We start from the raw sequence: 18,590 nt of genomic DNA on the forward strand, positions 1-18,590 counted from the left end.
AGTTATTGTGGTAAAAATTAATGTTCTTCAGATGCCATCGACAGATAAACAATCGTCAGAACCATGAAAATAAAGGCTTGTAACGTAATAATCAGTATGTGGAAGATAGCCCAAGGCAGGCTGAGCATCCACTGCGACCACCACGGTAACAGACCAGCTATAAGAATAAAGATCAATTCACCTGCATACATGTTACCAAACAGTCGCAGACCGAGTGATACCGGTTTTGAAAGCAGGCTAACCCCTTCCAGAATTAAGTTAACTGGAATAAACAATGGATGATTAAAAGGCTGTAAAGTCAGCTCTTTTGTAAAACCACCAACTCCTTTCATCTTAATGCTGTAGTAGAGGATGAGGACAAAGACACCAATAGCCATCGACAAGGTAATACTGACATCTGCTGTTGGTACAACACGCAGAGCAGGTAAGCCGAAGACATGTTCACCGATATAAGGGAGAAAATCGATTGGCAGTAAGTCCATCACGTTCATTAATAACACCCAGACGAACACGGTCAGTGCCAAAGGGGCAATAACTTTGCTCTTGCCGTGATACATATCACGGACACTGTTATCAACAAAACCCATGATTAATTCTATAGCAGTCTGAAGTTTGCCAGGTACGCCACTGGTGGCATTAACCGCAACCTTTCTGAATACATACAGAAATAAAATCCCTAATACGACTGAGAAAAAAAGCGAGTCAATGTTCAACGTCCAGAACGTTGCAGAACCACCAGAGTTGGGATCGACCAACTCAAAGGTACGTAGGTCCAACTGAAGGTTATTCAGGTGGTGGCCTATGTAGTCCCTTGCAGTTGAAACTTCTCCTGATGCAGACATGATGCCTCTTACCCTTTTGTTGTTGAAAACCTAACCGTTTATCACAGCTGGTGCGATGATCTGCACAACCAGCACCGCTAAATAAGCCAAACCCAGTGGTGCAAACGCCGCTTTAAACACGCCTAAAGCAACAATCAGCACAGCTATTGCAATAATAACCTTCAACCCTTCGCCAGCAGCGAAAGACCATGCAACACGTACAGGAACACCCTCTTCTTTTACTTTCTGAAAACTGGCAAACAGCATAAAAATGGCATTAGGTAACCAACATGCTAATCCACCAGCAAAAGCAGAAGCGCCCCATTCTATACTTTTGGTACAAAAAGCCACACTGAGAACAACAAAAGTCATTAACTGCAAAAAAAGCAGTTTCAGTGCAATTCTACCGCTGTAAAGGGATACAGACATGACTTTTATTTTCTCCCCTTGCACGCCTTGCATATCAGGTTTTGCTAAATGTTGTATAAAACTGCCTTTGCTTAAGTGTGTCAAGTGACAAAAACGTGCAAATTATACGGGCAGCCAAAATGAATTCAATCCATAAGTAGCGAAAAGGTGAACAATTATTTAAATTTTTTACTCTAGCACCCGATTGTAAGCTAATTATTGTGCTGATTTCCTATCTCTAATAATTTCATCCTCTCAAACTTAAATGTGATTTGAATCACATAAAATTTTCATTTGTTAGTTATATTTAACATTCACCGGGAATATAAATAGAAAAAATTAACAATAAAATCAATAAGTTAATTTAAATTAATAGAAAAAGGTTATTATATTATTGACTTAAATTACCAAGCTAATTTTTAGCTGCTTTAAAAAAGCAAATCTGATGAAAAAACGCTTTATCTGATTTTTAAAGTCCCAACTATCTTAATATCAAGATAACGTTATTTTTATGTAATAACGCGGTAAATTAAAGCTGAAACGAGACAAATCATAATTTACGATGTTGACCACAGTATATTGTGCTCAACATCACTAATTATTTATAACTTTATTGACAAATAACAAACTTAGTTTGATTTAAGGATAACCAGATGGCGTTGCCCTTCTAGTTCAGGAACATCTAACTGAATAACTGAATCAACAACAATTCCGGAAGGTAACATGGTAAATTCTTCCTCAGGAAGCACACCTTTAAGTGCATAGAATCGTCCATGAACAGACTCAGGCAAATGGCAACACCAAGAGACCATATCCTGCAATGAGGCAAAAGCACGGCTTATGACTCCATCAAAAAACGGCTCAGAGGAATACATTTCAACCCGGCTTTGCACTGGTTCAATATTCGCCAAACCAAGTTCATGCTGAACCTGGCGCAAAAATCTGACTCTTTTACCTAAACTATCCAACAATGTGAAATGAGAATCTGGACGAACAATAGCTAATGGGATCCCCGGCAACCCCGGACCTGTGCCTACATCGATAAAACGATGACCTTGCAGATAAGGACTGACAACAATGCTATCCATAATATGACGCACCAGCATTTGCTCTGGTTCACGGACAGACGTGAGATTATAGGCTTTATTCCATTTGTTGAGCATATCAACATAGGCCATGAGCAACTGTTTTTGCTGTTGTGAAAGCGCTATTCCTGCTTTAGTCAGCAAAAACTCCAGTTTATTAAGCACAATAAAAATCCTCTCAGGCACTACGACGCAGTAAGCCCTGTTTTTTCAGCCATACAAGTAAAATTGAAATTGCAGCCGGAGTTACCCCTGAAATGCGTGAAGCCTGACCAATTGAGTTTGGCTTATGATCATTGAGTTTAGCGATAACTTCATTAGAAAGACCACTAATTTGACGGTAATCGAGATCAATCGGTAATGACGTGTTTTCATTACGCAATTGTTTTTCAATTTCTTCCTGTTGACGGGCAATATACCCTTCATATTTGACCTGAATTTCAACCTGATCAGCTGCCTGTGGTTCTTTAAGGCCAGGTGAAAACAGTGGCAATGAAGTTAGGATTTCATAATTCATTTCAGGGCGACGCAGTAGATCTTCACCATTAGCTTCTTTCGATAATGGCATTTTTAATATGTTGTTAATGTCACCAAGATTATTTGAGTGAGGGTGGATCCAAATATTACGCAAACGCTGACGTTCCTGTTCAATCATCTCCACCTTACGGCAATAATGTTCCCAGCGGGAATCATCCACCAATCCTAATTCGTGGCCTTTTTCTGTTAGACGGAGATCTGCATTATCTTCACGCAACATCAGGCGATATTCAGCCCGGGAAGTAAACATACGGTATGGTTCTTTCGTGCCCAGAGTACATAAATCATCAACCAGAACACCAATATAAGCTTGATCACGACGAGGGAACCATCCCTCTTCTTCTGAAGCGTAACGGGCTGCATTAAGCCCTGCTAAGAGTCCCTGAGCGGCTGCTTCTTCATAGCCAGTCGTACCATTAATTTGCCCAGCGAAGAATAAGCCATGGATAAATTTACTTTCCAGTGTCTGTTTCAGATCTCTTGGATCAAAGAAGTCATATTCTATTGCATAGCCTGGGCGAACAATGCGGGCATTTTCCATCCCTTTCATGGAATGAACAATTTGCATCTGTACATCAAACGGCAAGCTGGTAGAAATGCCATTTGGGTAAATTTCATTACTGGTCAGCCCTTCTAGCTCAAGAAAGATCTGATGCGCATTGCGATCCGCAAAACGCATGACTTTATCTTCGATCGAAGGACAGTAACGTGGGCCGATCCCTTCAATGATCCCTGCATACATTGGGCTGCGATCTAAATTATTGCGGATCACATCGTGCGTTTTTTCATTGGTATGGGTGATATAACATGGCATCTGTTGTGGATGCTGCCCAATATTTCCGAGAAAAGAGAATACTGGAATTGGATTATCACCTAACTGTTGTGTTAACTGGCTAAAATCAATGGTTCTGGCATCAATACGTGGTGGCGTACCTGTTTTTAATCTATTTACACGTAAAGGTAACTCACGTAAACGCTGCGCTAATGAAATCGCGGGAGGATCACCAGCTCTTCCTCCACTGTAATTTTCCAGACCAATATGGATTTTACCATCAAGGAATGTACCTACTGTCAGAACAACGGTTTTGGCCCTGAATTTAAGTCCCATACGGGTGATTGCACCAGTGACAGTCTCGTTTTCAACAATGAGATCTTCTACAGATTGTTGAAAAATCATTAGGTTAGGTTGATTTTCTAATGCTCTCCGTATCGCTTGACGGTAAAGAACTCTGTCAGCTTGAGCACGTGTTGCTCGGACAGCCGGTCCTTTACTGGCATTTAAGGTTCTAAACTGAATACCAGCCTGATCGGTGGCTTTAGCCATTAAGCCACCAAGTGCGTCAATTTCTTTAACCAGATGCCCTTTACCGATCCCACCGATGGCTGGGTTACATGACATTTGGCCCAAAGTATCAATATTGTGAGTCAGTAATAAGGTTCGACAGCCCATACGAGCAGCTGCCATAGCAGCTTCAGTACCGGCATGACCACCACCGATAATGATGACGTCAAATTGCTCTGGATAAAACATGGTGATGAACCTTCAATTATAAGAATGCTTAGTGCTGTATTAAGGGAAGAGGATTCTACTCAAGTTTAGGCGATAGACCAAGTGGGTAAGATCGCCGGTAATTAAAAGAAGATCTTTTTTATTTAAAGATCTCTTTATTAGATCTTTTATTAGGATCGTGATCTTTTGTGGATAAGTCATTTTTACTTAGAAAGATCATAACATTGTAAAGGATCATTTACTGTGAATGATCCGTGATCCTAGTCGGTATAAACTGGGATCTAAACAGCAAGTTATTCACAGTGTGATCATGGACTGATAGTTATACTATGGATAACTACGGGTTAACCCCGGCTTTTTATATGAGTTATCCACAATCGTTCGCTGTTTTTTTGTTCAAATTAGAGTGTGTTTGCCCAAATTTTAACCCATTCTTCTGCGGGATCTTCGGGGATCTCATGTTGTTGGATATCAATTTCCAGACGATCGCCGAGGCGTTTGGCCCCATTTTCCACTAATAGTTGATCAAGAGATCTTATCGCTCCACAGAAAGTATCGTATTCAGAACTGCCAATGCCAACAGCACCAAATGCTACTTTGCTGAGATCCGGTTTTTGTTCAGAAATTTCTTCTGCCAGTGGTTGTATATTTTCTGGCAATTCCCCTGCGCCATGTGTGGATGTGACTACCAACCAGATCCCTTCTTGAGGAAGTTTATCAAGAGAGGGGCCGTGCAGCATTTCGGTGGAAAAACCGGCATCTTCCAGAATTTCAGCCATATGTTCAGCTACGTATTCAGCACTGCCCATAGTACTGCCGCTGATTAAGGTAATAGTGGCCATAGTGATCCCAACAGATTTCAAGAGCGGCTATTGTACGCTGTGAATCTGTTGGGATCTACCTGTGGATAATATGGTTATAACAAATTTTATCTTATGGCTTGATTGTTCGCATGATCGGGTTTTGCAAGGAGATCAGGGTTTCTGTTGATTGGATCTCATCGATAGTCTGTATTTTGTTGATAAGTACATCTTGAAGAGATTCAATTGAGCGGCACATAACTTTAGTAAAGATGCTGTAGTGACCTGTTGTGTAGTAGACCTCAACGACTTCATTCAGGTTACTTAATTTCTTTAGAGCTGATGGGTAATCTTTAGCGCTTTTAAGAATAATGCCAATAAAGCAACAAACATCATAACCAAGTTGTTTCGTACTGATATCAACTCTGGTACCGGTGATGATCCCTGCTTGCTTCATTTTTTCTACACGAACGTGAATGGTTCCTGGGCTGACGGCAAATTTCTTTGCCAGTTCGGCATAAGGTGTTCGTGCGTTGTCCATTAAAGCGTGAAGTATGTCACGGTCCAGATTATCGATCTGATAAATTTCTGCCATTTCCAGCTCCATTTTTTATCGAATTTTCATTTTTTCTATATTAAAAATGAATTTTATAAAGAATAAAGACTATTTTTATTAAAGTATATTGAATTTATACCTTGTTCTATTGCTTAATGTTTGCAACAGGACATCAGGGCGACCTAAAAATTTGAGAATAATATTATGAAAAAGTCATTTATTGAGAAGCAGCAACAAATCAGTTTCGTGAAATCCTTCTTTTCCCGTTTGCTGGAAAACAAGCTGGGTCTGATTGAAGTACAAGGGCCAATCCTAAGCTGTTTAGGTGATGGTATTCAGGATAACTTATCCGGCCATGAAAAGGCGGTTCAGGTAAAGGTGAAAACTTTACCTGATTCAACTTTTGAAGTAGTGCATTCATTGGCTAAATGGAAACGTAAGACACTGGGCCGTTTTGATTTTCAGCCGGAGCAAGGGCTTTACACTCACATGAAAGCATTGCGTCCGGACGAGGATCGCTTAACACCAATTCACTCTGTTTATGTTGATCAATGGGATTGGGAAAAAGTGATGGGAGATGGGCAACGCTCACTTGCTTATCTAAAACAGACAGTAGGTAAAATTTACGAAGCAATAAAAGAAACAGAAAAAGCGGTCAGCAAAGAGTTTGGTCTGGCACCGTTCCTGCCAGATCAAATTCACTTTGTTCACAGTGAAACGCTTCTGAGCCGTTATCCTGATCTGGATGCAAAAGGTCGCGAACGTGCGATTGCTAAAGAGTTGGGTGCTGTTTTCCTCATTGGTATTGGTGCGAAATTATCTGATGGTCAATCACATGATGTTCGTGCACCGGATTATGACGACTGGACGACACAAAACAGTGATGGCTTTGCTGGTCTGAATGGCGACATCATTGTTTGGAACCCTGTTTTAGAGGATGCTTTTGAGATCTCTTCTATGGGTATCCGTGTTGACGCAGAAGCACTGGAGCGCCAATTGACGCTGACAGGTGATGAACAGCGCTTGCAATATGATTGGCATCAGGCGTTACTCAAAGGCGATATGCCACAGTCGATTGGCGGAGGTATTGGTCAATCCCGTTTGGTGATGTTACTGCTGCAAATGAAACATATCGGTCAGGTTCAATGCAGCATATGGTCACCTGAAGTACGCGAAACGGTAGAAGGCATGCTCTGATTCAATTCAGTGACGCCATTTTCGCAGTAAACGGTTTTTAAGTCCGGTATCAAAACGCCAGATATGATCGAATATCCGCATAATACCGGGCTTACCATATTGGGACATGGAGACCGCATGGAAGCGGTGTTGCTGATGCTGTTGCAGATTTTTTATCTGATGGATTAGTGGATCCGGTAAACGCTGGGCAATGAAATCTGAAATAACAACAGCATCAGCATCTTTCCAACATTGCTCTTTCATTTTTTCTATTGTGCTTGCCAGACAAAAAGCTAAATCTGTGCCGCCTCTAAAAGTCTGGCCGAGAAAACGAATAGCTTGCTCCAGGCCATCTGGTGAAGATAGTTCATAGTGCACAATTTCTGTAGCAAATAACATGATGTGACAGTTACGATCATCTGCTAATGCAATGCGTAACAGTGCCAGACAAAAAGCTTTGGCGCATTTTTCATTGAATCCTCCCATAGAGCCGGAAGTATCCACACAGACAATAAATGGTCCTCTTGGCTTTTCTTCCTGATTATAATGAGTGACTGGTCGTAATGTTGTTTTCTGTTGCCAACTATCTCCTTGTAAGCGATAGGTCAATAAGCGCTTTTCCACCAATCTGCGATAAAATTCATATTCCAGATCTTCAATTCCCAATATTGCCAGTTCTGTTGGTAGCAGGCGTAAAATATCATCACTTTGCCCTATGCCATTTACCTGTTCAGGAACGGTATCGGGTGTCCGTTTAATGGTAGTACAGGGTTCGAGAAGATAGCTTTCCTGTGGTTTTGATTTTGCAGATTGGCTACGACCCAGTAATTGGGCCAGTTTTTCCAGTTCCGGTTGTTGGCGAAGAAATTCACTGTAGCGAATCAATAGCTGTTGAGCATTTCGGGAATGATCTAATTGATTTTTACTCATATCCCATAATCGTCCCGCCGCCCTATCATTTTCACTGAAAATAGGATCAAGATTACCGCTTAGTGTTAGCCGTTGTTGCAATTCTGCCAGTAATTGCTCTTTTTCTTGTTCCAGTAATTTCTTGTGGAAAGTTGTGGTTTGCAGGATCAGACTGAGCCGCCATCGTTGGATAAATAGGATTTGTAATGTATTTGAATGATCAGTGGTGCCAGTTGCCAATTTCTGTGCTTCTTCAATAAAAGGGGATTTAATTCGGTTCAATATTTCCAAAATATCGGGAAGTTTAAGATAAAAATTATCGGTGTTGGTAGACAGCAATTGTTGGTATAACTGAAATTCTTCTGCCAAGGTTGCAGGAATCAGCGCTTCTTTAATTCTTTGTTGTAAATCTTGTTTCCAACCGGGAATGTCTTTTAATAGAGCACGTTTCAGGCGGGGATATTTTTCAAAAAAAATGGCTAATTGAGGCGAAGCCAGAAGAGTTAATATAAGCTCTTCTATCAGTTCACCTTCGTTTACTGATAGTAAAAGATCAAGGGTTGCTAGGCTTATCATTTAGTTAGTTGCCCATCTTTATTTTCAACTGATTGATTCTATCTGTCAGTTGGATAAAACTTTGCTCTATTGCCGCAAGCCAATGGTTTTCAATGAATAAACATGGCTGATGTTGACTAAATAATTGGCGTTGATGGTAAATTTCTTGATTAATTTTCTCTAGTTTTTCCAACCACTCGCTGTTTTTTTCGTTTTGTTGATGTTGACCATCCGATAAATATAAAGTAGAGGAACGACGGCTAATATCAAAAATCTCTGGTTGGTGTACTGAATTAATTTCGGCTGCTATATCTTGTGGAAAACCGATACCATTCAGGCGAGCTGGTAAACTTCCACCTTTATTTATCCAGGTATTTAGCGTCTTTTTTTCTGTTTCAATAAAATTGACTTGAATATCATGGATATGAAGAGGTATATGCAGGAACAAAGTCAATTTTTCTTCATTAATGTGATCGGGTAGCGAATATTGTATTTTGCGTCCGAACAAACCTGTTTGTTTTTCCAGGTACAACGCCTGTTGATTGTTTTTATCCTGACGGGCTTGAATCCATTGGTGATAAAGTGAATCAATTTGCTGAGATGATACTCTTTGCTGATATGCTTGTTCGATCATGAGAGTATTCAGATATTGAGGTAATAATTTGAAAGAGTGAAGATCATACCACAGACAATCTTTTAACAATATTAAATCAAGTGGTGATATTTCTCTTCTACCATTGAAGAAAGCGCTAGCTTGTAATAAATGAATTGCTTTCTTCCAGCGTCGGTCTGAAACATAAGGTGAATGTTCCGTCGAATCAAGTTGCTGACGTAGATGATAGATAATATCAAAACAATTCTCTGGTAGGACTATTTTATTAATCTCTTTTTGCCATTGATGAAACTCTTCACTTGTTATCTGAATATTTTCTGGGACAGGGTTATCATTTTCATTTTTTTTGTTAGTAAGTAATGCCCGGAAGTTCTGTTTTTCTTGAATTTTATCCAACCAAATACGGATTAGCATTCGGTCATAAAGAGCCTCAAGGCTGCTATCTGCTTCAGGTAATTCATTAGATGCTGTTATCAGTAATCGCATCGGAATTTTCTCTTCTGTATCCCCATTCCTGAATTTTCTTTCGTTAATTGCAGTCAGCAAGGTATTGAGAATTGCTGGGCCAGCTTTCCATATTTCATCGAGAAAGACAATTTCAGTTTCAGGTAAATAGCCGGTGGTCAGTCGCTGATAACGTCCTTCTTCTTTCAATGCTTGAATAGAAAGAGGACCGAAAATTTCTTCGGGAGTGGAGAAACGGGTCATCAGATACTCAAATGCTCTGGCACCATGAAACGCAAATTTTAATCGGCGGGCTATCAGACTTTTTGCGATCCCTGGGGGACCAAGCAGGAAAACGCTTTCCCCGCACAGTGCAGCTAGCAGGCATAAACGAATCGTCTGTTGTCTTTCATACAGACCACTCTCCAAATAGTTACTTAAACAAGTTATTTTTTCCACTAATTGCATAATTCGTACCAATATTATCTGTTGGGATAAATAAAATCTAATCACTTTTCTTCATAGATTTTAATCATCATTTATTGATGGATACTATATTTACCTTAAAAATCGATTCAGCGTCAAATATTCAATAAGTTAACGTTTATTTTTGGTTTTTTATTGTCGAAACGTTATCGATAACGATCACACTTTTGTATTATTAATGTTGCATTTTAAATGTTACTTTCTATATTACTTTAATAGCGAAACGTTTCGCTAATGGAATAAAAAAATGAAAAAAGGTGTATTACTTAATTCTGAAATTTCAGCCGTAATTTCTCGGCTGGGGCATACTGACCAGATTACAATTGGTGACATTGGGTTATCAATTCCTTCTTCAGCCCAGCGGATTGATTTAGCGCTAACCCAGGGGATCCCTAGTTTTATATCCGTTCTTAATGTCGTGACACAGGAAATGCAGGTTGAAGCTGCATTTTTAGCTGAGGAGATCATTATCTATAATCCTTTGATACATAAATTAATATTATCTCAGATTAAGGAGCTGGAGGAACAACAAGGGAGTTCAATTATTGTGGAATATATCAGTCATAATATATTGAAAGAGAAAACGGAATATAGCCGAGCGATGATTCGTACTGGAGAGAATTCTCCTTATGCCAATATCATCCTTTGTGCTGGTGTGACTTTCTGAGGTGGTTATGCGACCTGCACTGGAACTAAAAGGAATTAGCAAATCTTTTCCTGGTGTTAAAGCATTATCCGGTGCGGCACTATGTGTTTATCCGGGTAAAGTCATGGCATTGGTAGGGGAGAATGGTGCAGGTAAATCCACGATGATGAAAGTATTGACCGGAATATATACCAAAGATACAGGCACAATTCATTATTTAGGAAAAGAAGTGATTTTTTCTGGTCCTAAATCCTCTCAGGACGCGGGTATTGGGATTATCCATCAAGAATTAAATCTTATTCCCCAACTGACTATTGCTGAAAATATTTTCCTGGGGCGTGAATTCGTTAATAAATTTGGTGCCATTGACTGGAAAAAAATGTATCAGGAAGCCGATCGCCTTTTGAAAAAGTTGAATTTGAGTTACAACAGTCACTGGCGGGTAGCTGAACTTTCTATCGGTGATCAGCAAATGATTGAGATAGCTAAGGTGCTGAGTTTTGAATCCAAAGTTATCATCATGGATGAACCAACTGATGCACTGACTGATACAGAAACTGAATCATTGTTTAACGTAATACGTGAACTGACATCGCAGGGGTGCGGTATTGTTTATATCTCTCATCGTCTGAAAGAAATCTTTGAAATTTGCGATGATGTTACGGTATTCCGTGATGGGCAATTTATTGGTGAAAAGCCGGTAAAGCAGTTAAAAGAAGAGACTCTGATTGAAATGATGGTTGGGAGAAAACTGGAAGAGCAATATCCTCGCTTAAATTTGCCTCGTGGCAAGAAGCGGCTTGAAGTTAAGCAAATTTCGGGTCCCGGTATGACAAATGTTAGCTTTTCCCTTTATAGCGGAGAAATTTTGGGTATATCGGGGTTGATGGGGGCTGGCCGCACTGAATTAATGAAAATGATTTATGGTGCGTTGCCAAAAACTCAAGGACAAATCACTCTGGATGGGACGCCTGTTGTAACCCGTAATCCTCAGGACGGATTAGCTTGTGGGATTGTTTATATTTCAGAAGATCGAAAGTGTGATGGATTAGTTTTGGATATGTCAGTTAAAGAGAATATGTCTCTTACTGCTTTACGTTATTTTAGTAATAAATCAGGTGGCCTGAATCATAAAAAAGAGCAGCAGGCAGTCAATGACTTTATCAAGTTATTTAATATCAAAACACCTTCAATGGAGCAGACGATTGGCCTGCTTTCTGGAGGTAATCAGCAAAAAGTGGCAATTGCTCGTGGATTAATGACCAGACCAAAAATTCTTATCTTGGATGAACCGACTCGGGGAGTCGATGTCGGTGCAAAAAAAGAAATTTATCAACTCATTAATCAGTTTAAACAAGAGGGTTTGAGTATCATCCTTGTTTCTTCTGAAATGCCAGAAGTGATAGGAATGAGTGATCGTATTTTGGTCATGTATGAAGGTCACATCAGCGGAGAATTTTTTGCTGAACAGGCAACTCAAGAAATTTTGATGGCGGCGGCTGTTGGCAAACAATATGGAGCGATTCGGGAGTAATTCAGTATGAATTCGAACATATCACCGACATCTAAGCGTTGGTTTACTAAAGAATGGCTACTGAAGCAAAAGTCATTGATTGCGTTGTTAGTATTGATAGCCGTAGTTTCTTCTCTTAGCCCAAATTTTTTCACGTTAAATAATTTATTTAATATTCTGCAACAGACATCAGTCAATGCCATTATGGCAGTTGGGATGACATTGGTTATTTTAACATCGGGTATTGATCTGTCTGTTGGTTCATTGCTTGCATTGACAGGCGCAGTAGCAGCTTCATTGGTTGGTATGGAAGTTAATGCGCTGGTGGCTGTAGTGGGTGCTTTGGCTTTAGGTACTGCGATTGGTGCTTGTACAGGAATAGTTATTGCTAAAGGTAAAGTACAGGCTTTTATTGCCACTTTGGTCATGATGTTACTACTTCGTGGAATAACCCGCGTCTACACTGATGGTAGCCCAATAAATACAGGATTCAGTAATAATGCAGATCTGTTTGGCTGGTTTGGTATTGGTCGTCCATTGGGAATTCCTACTCCAATATGGCTAATGTTGATAGTTTTTGTTATTGCATGGTATCTCCTGCATCACACTCGTTTAGGTCGTTATATTTATGCTCTGGGTGGTAATGAATCGGCTACCCGTTTGTCTGGTATCAGTGTCGATAAAATCAAGATTATCGTTTACGCCTTATGCGGCTTACTGACGGCATTAGCAAGTATCATTGAAGTGGCCCGTCTTTCTTCTGCTCAACCAATGGCGGGGAGTGGTTATGAATTGGATGCTATTGCTGCTGTCGTTTTGGGCGGGACCCGTCTGGCTGGTGGTAAGGGATTAATTACGGGGACTTTGATTGGTGCGCTAATCCTCGGTTTTTTAAATAATGGCCTAAACTTATTAGGTATTTCTTCTAACTACCAGATGATTGTTAAAGCAAGTGTAATATTGTTGGCCGTTCTGGTTGATAACAAAAGTGATAAATAACCTCATCCTACAGGAAATAAAACAATGATAATGAAGAAATTAGTCACAATTTTATCTGCTGTTACACTAGGTGCGACTATAAGTGTAAATGCGTTAGCGAAAGATACTATCGCGTTAGTCATTTCTACACTAAATAATCCATTTTTTGTCGCCATGAAAGAGAGCACTCAAAAAGAGGCGGATAAATTGGGTTATAGCCTAATTGTGCTGGATTCTCAGGATAACCCAGCGAAGGAATTAGCTAATGTTCAGGATTTGACGGTACGTGGTACTAAACTAATGCTGATTAACCCAACTGATTCTGATGCTGTAGGTAATGCCATTATCATAGCTAACAATGCGAAAATTCCGGTAATTACTCTCGATCGGATAGCGAATAAAGGTACGGTTGTCAGCCATATTGCTTCTGATAACCGCCTGGGTGGTAAAATAGCGGGTGATTTTATTGCTGAAAAATTAGGGAATGAAGCCAACATTATTCAGTTAGAAGGTATTACTGGTACTTCGGCTGCCCGTGAACGTGGTGAAGGATTTAATAAAGCAGCACGAGAACATAAGTTTAATGTGCTGGCTAGTCAGCCTGCTGATTTTGACCGTACCAAAGGTTTGAATGTTATGCAGAACTTACTGACAGCTCATCCGGCTATACAAGCTGTATTTGCTCAGAATGATGAGATGGCGTTGGGGGCTCTGCGTGCTTTACAGACAGCAGGTAAAAGAGATGTATTAGTTGTTGGTTTTGATGGCACGCAAGAGGGTATCAAAGCTGTTCAAGGTGGAAAATTAGGAGCGACAATCGCTCAACGTCCTGACCAGATTGGTATCATTGGCATTCAGACAGCAGACAAGGTGCTGAAAAGCGAAAAAGTTGATGCCGTTATTCCTGTAGAACTGGAGTTGGTTATTAAAAAATAAATCGGTATTACTGTGCTGTTGCTAAATTGATGGTAACGACATATATGGAAAAGGAATAGATTTAATGAGTACAGCAAAACTTGCAGTGCTTGGCAGCATTAATGCTGACCATATTTTGAATCTTGAGTCGTTCCCTCGTCCGGGTGAAACGGTGATCGGGAAACAATACCAGATTGCTTTTGGTGGTAAAGGTGCTAATCAGGCGGTAGCAGCAGGTCGCAGTGGTGCTGATATTGAATTTATTGCTTGTGTCGGTGAGGACGATATTGGTTCCCGTATCTGCCAGCAGTTAGCAATGGATAATATTAAAACTTCTGGCATTGAAGTTATTGAAGGGGAAACAACCGGTGTAGCGCTGATTTTCGTTAATCAGCAAGGTGAAAATGTTATTGGTATCAATACGGGGGCTAATGCTGCACTGACACCAGAATATTTCTATCGCTACCAAAATATTATTGAAGAGGCGGATGCGTTATTAATGCAACTTGAGTCTCCATTGGAAACTGTACAACTTGCCGCAGAGATAGCTAAACAAAATGATACTAAAGTAATACTTAATCCGGCGCCGGCACAAAAATTATCTGATCAATTGCTCTCGCTGGTGGATATCATTACTCCGAATGAAACTGAAGCTGAATACCTGACTGGAATTACAGTAAAAGATGATTCAGGTGCGGAAAAAGCGGCTCAGATATTGCATGACAAAGGTATTGCAATAGTCATTATCACGTTGGGTAGCCGTGGTGTATGGTTGAGTGAAAAAGGTCAGAAAGGAGAAATTGTTCCGGGATTTAAAGTTAACGTTGTTGATACTATTGCGGCGGGAGATACTTTCAATGGCGCGTTCGTGACAGCTTTGCTGGAAGGAAAAGCAATGTTATCTGCGGTACGGTTTGCCCACTCTGCTGCTGCAATAGCGGTAACCCGTCAGGGAGCTCAGCCTTCTGTCCCGTGGCGAAATGAAATTGATGCATTTTTAACTGAACAGGACTGACTGTGGCTACAATGAAAGATGTTGCCCGTTTTGCAGGCGTCTCCACATCAACTGTGTCTCATGTTATTAACAATAACCGTTATGTCAGTGATGGTGTAAAAAAGAAAGTTAATGATGCTATTGAGCAACTAAATTATGCTCCGTCAGCGCTTGCACGAAGTCTTAAAATCAAGCAGACCAAAACCATTGGTATGTTGGTAACAACCAGTAATAACCCCTTTTATGCTGAAATTGTAAGAGGGGTTGAAAGAAACTGTTATGAACGTGGTTACAGCCTTATCTTGTGTAATACAGAGGGTGATACCAAACGGATGGATTACAGCATGGAAACGTTGCTGCAAAAGCGAGTAGATGGGCTGCTGATCATGTGTACTGAGAACCAGCACAATTCTTGTAATGTTTTACGCCGTTATCCCCCTGTACCGATGGTCATGATGGATTGGTCTCCATTTGATATTGTTAGCGATGTTATTCAGGACAACTCCTTATTGGGAGGGGAGATGGCCACCAATTACCTCATCAGCTGTGGTTTTAAGAAAATAGCCTGTATTGCGGGTCCGCAAGATAAAACGCCTGCTAGCTATCGGTTGGAAGGATATAAAAAAGCAATGGCAGACGCTGGCCTTGTTATTCCTGAAGGATATGAAATTTATAGTGATTTTGAATTTTCTGGTGGTTTTGCATCAATGCAAAAATTGCTGCAACATCCAGAGCCACCTGAAGCTGTTTTTGCTGGCAATGATGCAATGGCTGTTGGCGCTTATCAGGCTCTTTATCAAGCAGGGCTTTCCGTGCCGGATGATATCTCTATCATTGGTTATGATGATATCGACCTGGCCCCTTATATGATTCCACCTTTGACAACCATTCATCAGCCAAAAGATGAATTGGGAAAACTGGCTGTTGATACTTTGCTTTATCGGATGGATAACCCGGATAGTGATCCTAAGTTGTTAGTATTAACTCCAACATTGATTGAGCGTAACTCAGTTTCCCGTTCTTAAGTATTCTGTTTCTTATTTCTTGATCATATTATCGCCATCTTCCTTATGTAATAACAGGAAGGTGGAAGACGAGAGTAAAGTAATTATTCCCACTGTCATAAAAGTATTGTGGAAGTTATCAACGGTTGTTCCATAAGGTATGGACTCATAGAAACGGAGGATAGCAGCACTTGCTGCAACACCGAAACTAATAGACAACTGCTGAGTTACCGCTAATAAACTATTTCCTGAGCTAGCATTATTATCGGTCAGATCAGCCAGAGTAATGGTATTCATCGAAGTAAATTGAATGGACACTGCCATACCGAGTAAAAATAGTGGGATAACTAAAAGAACAACGGACATTTCTGGTGATTGCAGCGAAAATTGGGAAATCATTAATCCGATGATGACTGTTATGCTAACCAAAGTCTTACGATACCCAAAACGTGTTAATACATTAGTAACAAAAGATTTAGCTATAACAGAACCGATAGCTGTTGGTGCCATCGCCATTCCGGCAAGGATTGCTGAATAACCAAAACCAACTTGTAGCATCAGAGGCATCAGAAAAGGAATGCACCCGGTTCCCAGGCGCGTAGCAAGATTACCGATAATACCGATAGAAAATGTGCGAGTACGGAATAACTTCAGGCTGATAAGTGGTTGAGGGTGTTTTCTGGCATGCATCAGGTAGCCAAATAATATCATAAAACCGCCGAACATAACTGTGAGAGGTATATAGCCTGGTAACGAACTCTCTCCCAGTAAATCTAAGCTAACGGAAACCATGACTAAACTCAGTCCAAAAAGTATGAAACCGAAAAAGTCGAATGAACGTTTTGGCATTGTGAAATTAGGCATATGCTTTTTAGCATAAATAATCCCCAATAAACCAATTGGGATATTGATAATAAATATCCAATGCCAGGTAGCATAAGTGACTAATAATCCACCGAGCATAGGACCCAGAATTGGTCCTACTAACCCTGGCATGGTGACAAAATTCATAACGGCTAAAAGTTCACTGCGTGGGTATGCGCGTAATAAAGCAAGGCGGGCAACCGGCATCATCATTGCACCACCAATTCCCTGAATTACACGGGAAATAACCAGAAACGCCAAATTACCTGACAAAGCACAGGCTAGGGAGCCTAAAGAAAATAAGGATACAGCAAAAATAAATACCCGGCGGGTACCAAAACGATCTGCTAGCCAGCCACTAACTGGAATGAGCAAAGCAACAGTCAGAGTATAGCTGACAACAGCAGATTGCATTGCCAGAGGTGAGTGTTCGAGGCTTTCAGCAATAGCGGGCAATGCTGTGTTGAGAATTGTTGCATCTAAAGCTTGCATAAAAAAAGCTATTGCAGCAATCCAGGGTAGCCCCGCCATATTACGAGCGGTTTTTACCATTAATAATCCTACGGTGTTTATCTAAACCATGTTTGATTAGATATTAATCTAATACATTACTATATAAGATCATTCATGCTCTGTTAATAACTTGTGACAAGCGAGAAGTGCGCTACGACTGTCACCTTTGATGATTGAATCGACAATTGTTTTATGGGCTTCCAGTTGTACAACTTTATCAGAAATAATAGCTTCGAAATAGTTCTGATAAACTGGGCGAAATAAGTTGGCAAAAGAACCTAAAAATGGGTTTCCACAGGATTTATAAATGGTGTGGTGGAACTGGTAATCAATATCTATCCATTTTTCCCGGTTAAAATTTTCTTTCAGCAGATACATTTCATCTATTAGATGTAAAAGCTGTTTCTTTTGTTCTTGTGTGGCATTTTTTGCAGCAAGGAAGCAAGTTTGTGGTTCTATTGCTAATCTCACTATATGGAAGTGTTCAATCACTTGGCTAAGATTATCACGATTCATCCACCATTTTAATAAATCCTGATCAAGGAAATTCCAGTGAATAGTTGGCATGATGCGGGTACCAATACGTGGGCGAGGTAATAGCATACCTTTGGCTGCAAGTATTTTTATCGCTTCACGAACAGAAGTCCTGCTGACGTCAAACTGTTCAGCGAGTTCTATTTCACCAGGAAGGATGGCTTCAGTTTTATATTCGCCAGACAAAATCTGTTGTCCGATTTTTTCAGCTAAAAGATAAGAAAGGTTTTTCTGGGAAGCTTTTCTTTGTTCTTTAAATTGCATAGTAGATTTGAACCTTTTCCCGTATTTATCTATTTATACTACTTTAGTTTGGGAATAATTACTGTCGATGATATCTATTTTTGTGTAAAAAAACTCCAAAAATACGCATTTCGTTGGAAAAATCGGCGAACAACAGTTTTTTTTCAAATAAATACTTGCCAGCGCCGAAGAACTCCCTATAATGCGCCACCACTGACCGACACAACGCTGACAAAACGTGTGAGGCCAGACAGAGTAAAGTGAATTAAGCGCTTGACTCTGCGGGCGAAAAGCGTAGTATATGCAGCCCGGTTGAACGAGAATATTAATTTTTGTTTCAGCCTGCTCTTTAACAATTAATCAGACAATCTGTGTGGGCACTCACAAGACCGTATCACAAAAAAATACACTAAAGTCTTGAAGAGTGAACAACAGTTAATTCATGACGAAATAACAGTCAGTTTCTTTGAGCATCAAGCTTTTAAT

At 40.2% G+C, this 18,590-nt stretch carries 17 protein-coding genes; 7 read left to right on the forward strand and 10 right to left on the reverse strand.

All coding sequences use genetic code 11. The features are described from left to right. Positions 1-17 precede the first annotated feature (17 nt). From atpB to asnC, 6 genes are all read right to left on the reverse strand, one after another. Positions 18-842, reverse strand: a complete 825-nt coding sequence (gene atpB / locus ACGF7G_RS01910; RefSeq protein ID WP_036845268.1) for a F0F1 ATP synthase subunit A — start codon at positions 840-842, stop codon at positions 18-20. Positions 843-872: 30 nt separating this feature from the next. Next, positions 873-1,250, reverse strand: coding sequence for a F0F1 ATP synthase subunit I (gene atpI / locus ACGF7G_RS01915; protein WP_133814122.1), 378 nt, complete (start codon positions 1,248-1,250; stop codon positions 873-875). A 608-nt stretch (positions 1,251-1,858) separates the two neighbouring features. Beyond that, complete coding sequence (rsmG, locus tag ACGF7G_RS01920) at positions 1,859-2,479, reverse strand: 16S rRNA (guanine(527)-N(7))-methyltransferase RsmG (RefSeq protein ID WP_387463167.1); 621 nt, start codon at positions 2,477-2,479, stop codon at positions 1,859-1,861. A 13-nt stretch (positions 2,480-2,492) separates the two neighbouring features. Then, the gene (gene mnmG / locus ACGF7G_RS01925; protein ID WP_387463169.1) at positions 2,493-4,382 is read right to left on the reverse strand and encodes a tRNA uridine-5-carboxymethylaminomethyl(34) synthesis enzyme MnmG; all 1,890 of its coding nucleotides are present in this window, start codon (positions 4,380-4,382) and stop codon (positions 2,493-2,495) included. Between the two features lie 380 nt (positions 4,383-4,762). Continuing rightward, on the reverse strand, positions 4,763-5,203 hold the full coding sequence (gene mioC / locus ACGF7G_RS01930) for an FMN-binding protein MioC (RefSeq protein WP_387463171.1): 441 nt from the start codon (positions 5,201-5,203) through the stop codon (positions 4,763-4,765). 91 nt (positions 5,204-5,294) lie between these two features. Beyond that, the gene (asnC, locus tag ACGF7G_RS01935) at positions 5,295-5,756 is read right to left on the reverse strand and encodes a transcriptional regulator AsnC (protein WP_023044946.1); all 462 of its coding nucleotides are present in this window, start codon (positions 5,754-5,756) and stop codon (positions 5,295-5,297) included. 165 nt (positions 5,757-5,921) lie between these two features. On the opposite strand from asnC, the gene asnA reads away from it, so the two are divergent. Continuing rightward, the gene (asnA, locus tag ACGF7G_RS01940; protein ID WP_133814126.1) at positions 5,922-6,914 is read left to right on the forward strand and encodes an aspartate--ammonia ligase; all 993 of its coding nucleotides are present in this window, start codon (positions 5,922-5,924) and stop codon (positions 6,912-6,914) included. 6 nt (positions 6,915-6,920) lie between these two features. On the opposite strand, the gene viaA is transcribed toward asnA, so the two are convergent. Then, positions 6,921-8,378 carry an ATPase RavA stimulator ViaA gene (gene viaA / locus ACGF7G_RS01945; protein WP_387463175.1) on the reverse strand — a complete coding sequence of 486 codons (1,458 nt, stop codon included), beginning with the start codon at positions 8,376-8,378 and terminating at the stop codon, positions 6,921-6,923. A 4-nt stretch (positions 8,379-8,382) separates the two neighbouring features. After that, entirely contained in the window at positions 8,383-9,894 is a 1,512-nt protein-coding gene (gene ravA / locus ACGF7G_RS01950; protein WP_387463199.1) for an ATPase RavA, read from the reverse strand. 253 nt (positions 9,895-10,147) lie between these two features. Here ravA and rbsD point away from each other — a divergent pair, with 253 nt between their 5' ends. The 6 genes from rbsD to rbsR all read left to right on the forward strand — a co-directional run bounded on the left by rbsD (position 10,148) and on the right by rbsR (position 15,971). Further along, positions 10,148-10,567 carry a D-ribose pyranase gene (gene rbsD / locus ACGF7G_RS01955; RefSeq protein WP_133814128.1) on the forward strand — a complete coding sequence of 140 codons (420 nt, stop codon included), beginning with the start codon at positions 10,148-10,150 and terminating at the stop codon, positions 10,565-10,567. 7 nt (positions 10,568-10,574) lie between these two features. Beyond that, positions 10,575-12,080 carry a ribose ABC transporter ATP-binding protein RbsA gene (gene rbsA, locus ACGF7G_RS01960; RefSeq protein WP_387463177.1) on the forward strand — a complete coding sequence of 502 codons (1,506 nt, stop codon included), beginning with the start codon at positions 10,575-10,577 and terminating at the stop codon, positions 12,078-12,080. A 6-nt stretch (positions 12,081-12,086) separates the two neighbouring features. Further along, positions 12,087-13,058, forward strand: coding sequence for a ribose ABC transporter permease (gene rbsC, locus ACGF7G_RS01965; RefSeq protein ID WP_387463180.1), 972 nt, complete (start codon positions 12,087-12,089; stop codon positions 13,056-13,058). 24 nt (positions 13,059-13,082) lie between these two features. After that, a complete protein-coding gene (gene rbsB, locus ACGF7G_RS01970; protein ID WP_387463182.1) occupies positions 13,083-13,973 on the forward strand; it encodes a ribose ABC transporter substrate-binding protein RbsB in 891 nt (296 codons plus the stop codon). Positions 13,974-14,037: 64 nt separating this feature from the next. Beyond that, positions 14,038-14,967 carry a ribokinase gene (gene rbsK, locus ACGF7G_RS01975; RefSeq protein WP_387463184.1) on the forward strand — a complete coding sequence of 310 codons (930 nt, stop codon included), beginning with the start codon at positions 14,038-14,040 and terminating at the stop codon, positions 14,965-14,967. A gap of 2 nt (positions 14,968-14,969) precedes the next feature. Then, positions 14,970-15,971, forward strand: a complete 1,002-nt coding sequence (rbsR, locus tag ACGF7G_RS01980) for a ribose operon transcriptional repressor RbsR (RefSeq protein WP_387463186.1) — start codon at positions 14,970-14,972, stop codon at positions 15,969-15,971. Positions 15,972-15,983: 12 nt separating this feature from the next. Here the strand turns inward: rbsR and mdtD are convergent, their stop codons facing one another. Both mdtD and ACGF7G_RS01990 read right to left on the reverse strand, forming a co-directional pair. Then, positions 15,984-17,366 (reverse strand): multidrug transporter subunit MdtD, encoded by a 1,383-nt coding sequence (gene mdtD, locus ACGF7G_RS01985; RefSeq protein WP_387463188.1) that lies wholly within the window; start codon positions 17,364-17,366, stop codon positions 15,984-15,986. A 69-nt stretch (positions 17,367-17,435) separates the two neighbouring features. Beyond that, on the reverse strand, positions 17,436-18,125 hold the full coding sequence (locus ACGF7G_RS01990) for a FadR/GntR family transcriptional regulator (protein WP_133814134.1): 690 nt from the start codon (positions 18,123-18,125) through the stop codon (positions 17,436-17,438). Between the last annotated feature and the right edge of the window lie 465 nt (positions 18,126-18,590).

The organism is Photorhabdus sp. RM323S (assembly GCF_042879375.1).
Lineage (GTDB): Bacteria > Pseudomonadota > Gammaproteobacteria > Enterobacterales > Enterobacteriaceae > Photorhabdus > Photorhabdus tasmaniensis.

Bases quoted from the DNA above. Each gene is read 5' to 3' on its own strand.
- atpB (WP_036845268.1), bottom strand. From the start codon at position 842: ATGTCTGCATCAGGAGAAGTTTCAACTGCAAGGGACTACATAGGCCAC.
- atpI (WP_133814122.1), bottom strand. From the start codon at position 1,250: ATGTCTGTATCCCTTTACAGCGGTAGAATTGCACTGAAACTGCTTTTT.
- mnmG (WP_387463169.1), bottom strand. From the start codon at position 4,382: ATGTTTTATCCAGAGCAATTTGACGTCATCATTATCGGTGGTGGTCAT.
- mioC (WP_387463171.1), bottom strand. From the start codon at position 5,203: ATGGCCACTATTACCTTAATCAGCGGCAGTACTATGGGCAGTGCTGAA.
- asnC (WP_023044946.1), bottom strand. From the start codon at position 5,756: ATGGCAGAAATTTATCAGATCGATAATCTGGACCGTGACATACTTCAC.
- asnA (WP_133814126.1), top strand. From the start codon at position 5,922: ATGAAAAAGTCATTTATTGAGAAGCAGCAACAAATCAGTTTCGTGAAA.
- viaA (WP_387463175.1), bottom strand. From the start codon at position 8,378: ATGATAAGCCTAGCAACCCTTGATCTTTTACTATCAGTAAACGAAGGT.
- rbsD (WP_133814128.1), top strand. From the start codon at position 10,148: ATGAAAAAAGGTGTATTACTTAATTCTGAAATTTCAGCCGTAATTTCT.
- rbsA (WP_387463177.1), top strand. From the start codon at position 10,575: ATGCGACCTGCACTGGAACTAAAAGGAATTAGCAAATCTTTTCCTGGT.
- rbsC (WP_387463180.1), top strand. From the start codon at position 12,087: ATGAATTCGAACATATCACCGACATCTAAGCGTTGGTTTACTAAAGAA.
- rbsB (WP_387463182.1), top strand. From the start codon at position 13,083: ATGATAATGAAGAAATTAGTCACAATTTTATCTGCTGTTACACTAGGT.
- rbsK (WP_387463184.1), top strand. From the start codon at position 14,038: ATGAGTACAGCAAAACTTGCAGTGCTTGGCAGCATTAATGCTGACCAT.
- mdtD (WP_387463188.1), bottom strand. From the start codon at position 17,366: ATGGTAAAAACCGCTCGTAATATGGCGGGGCTACCCTGGATTGCTGCA.
- ACGF7G_RS01990 (WP_133814134.1), bottom strand. From the start codon at position 18,125: ATGCAATTTAAAGAACAAAGAAAAGCTTCCCAGAAAAACCTTTCTTAT.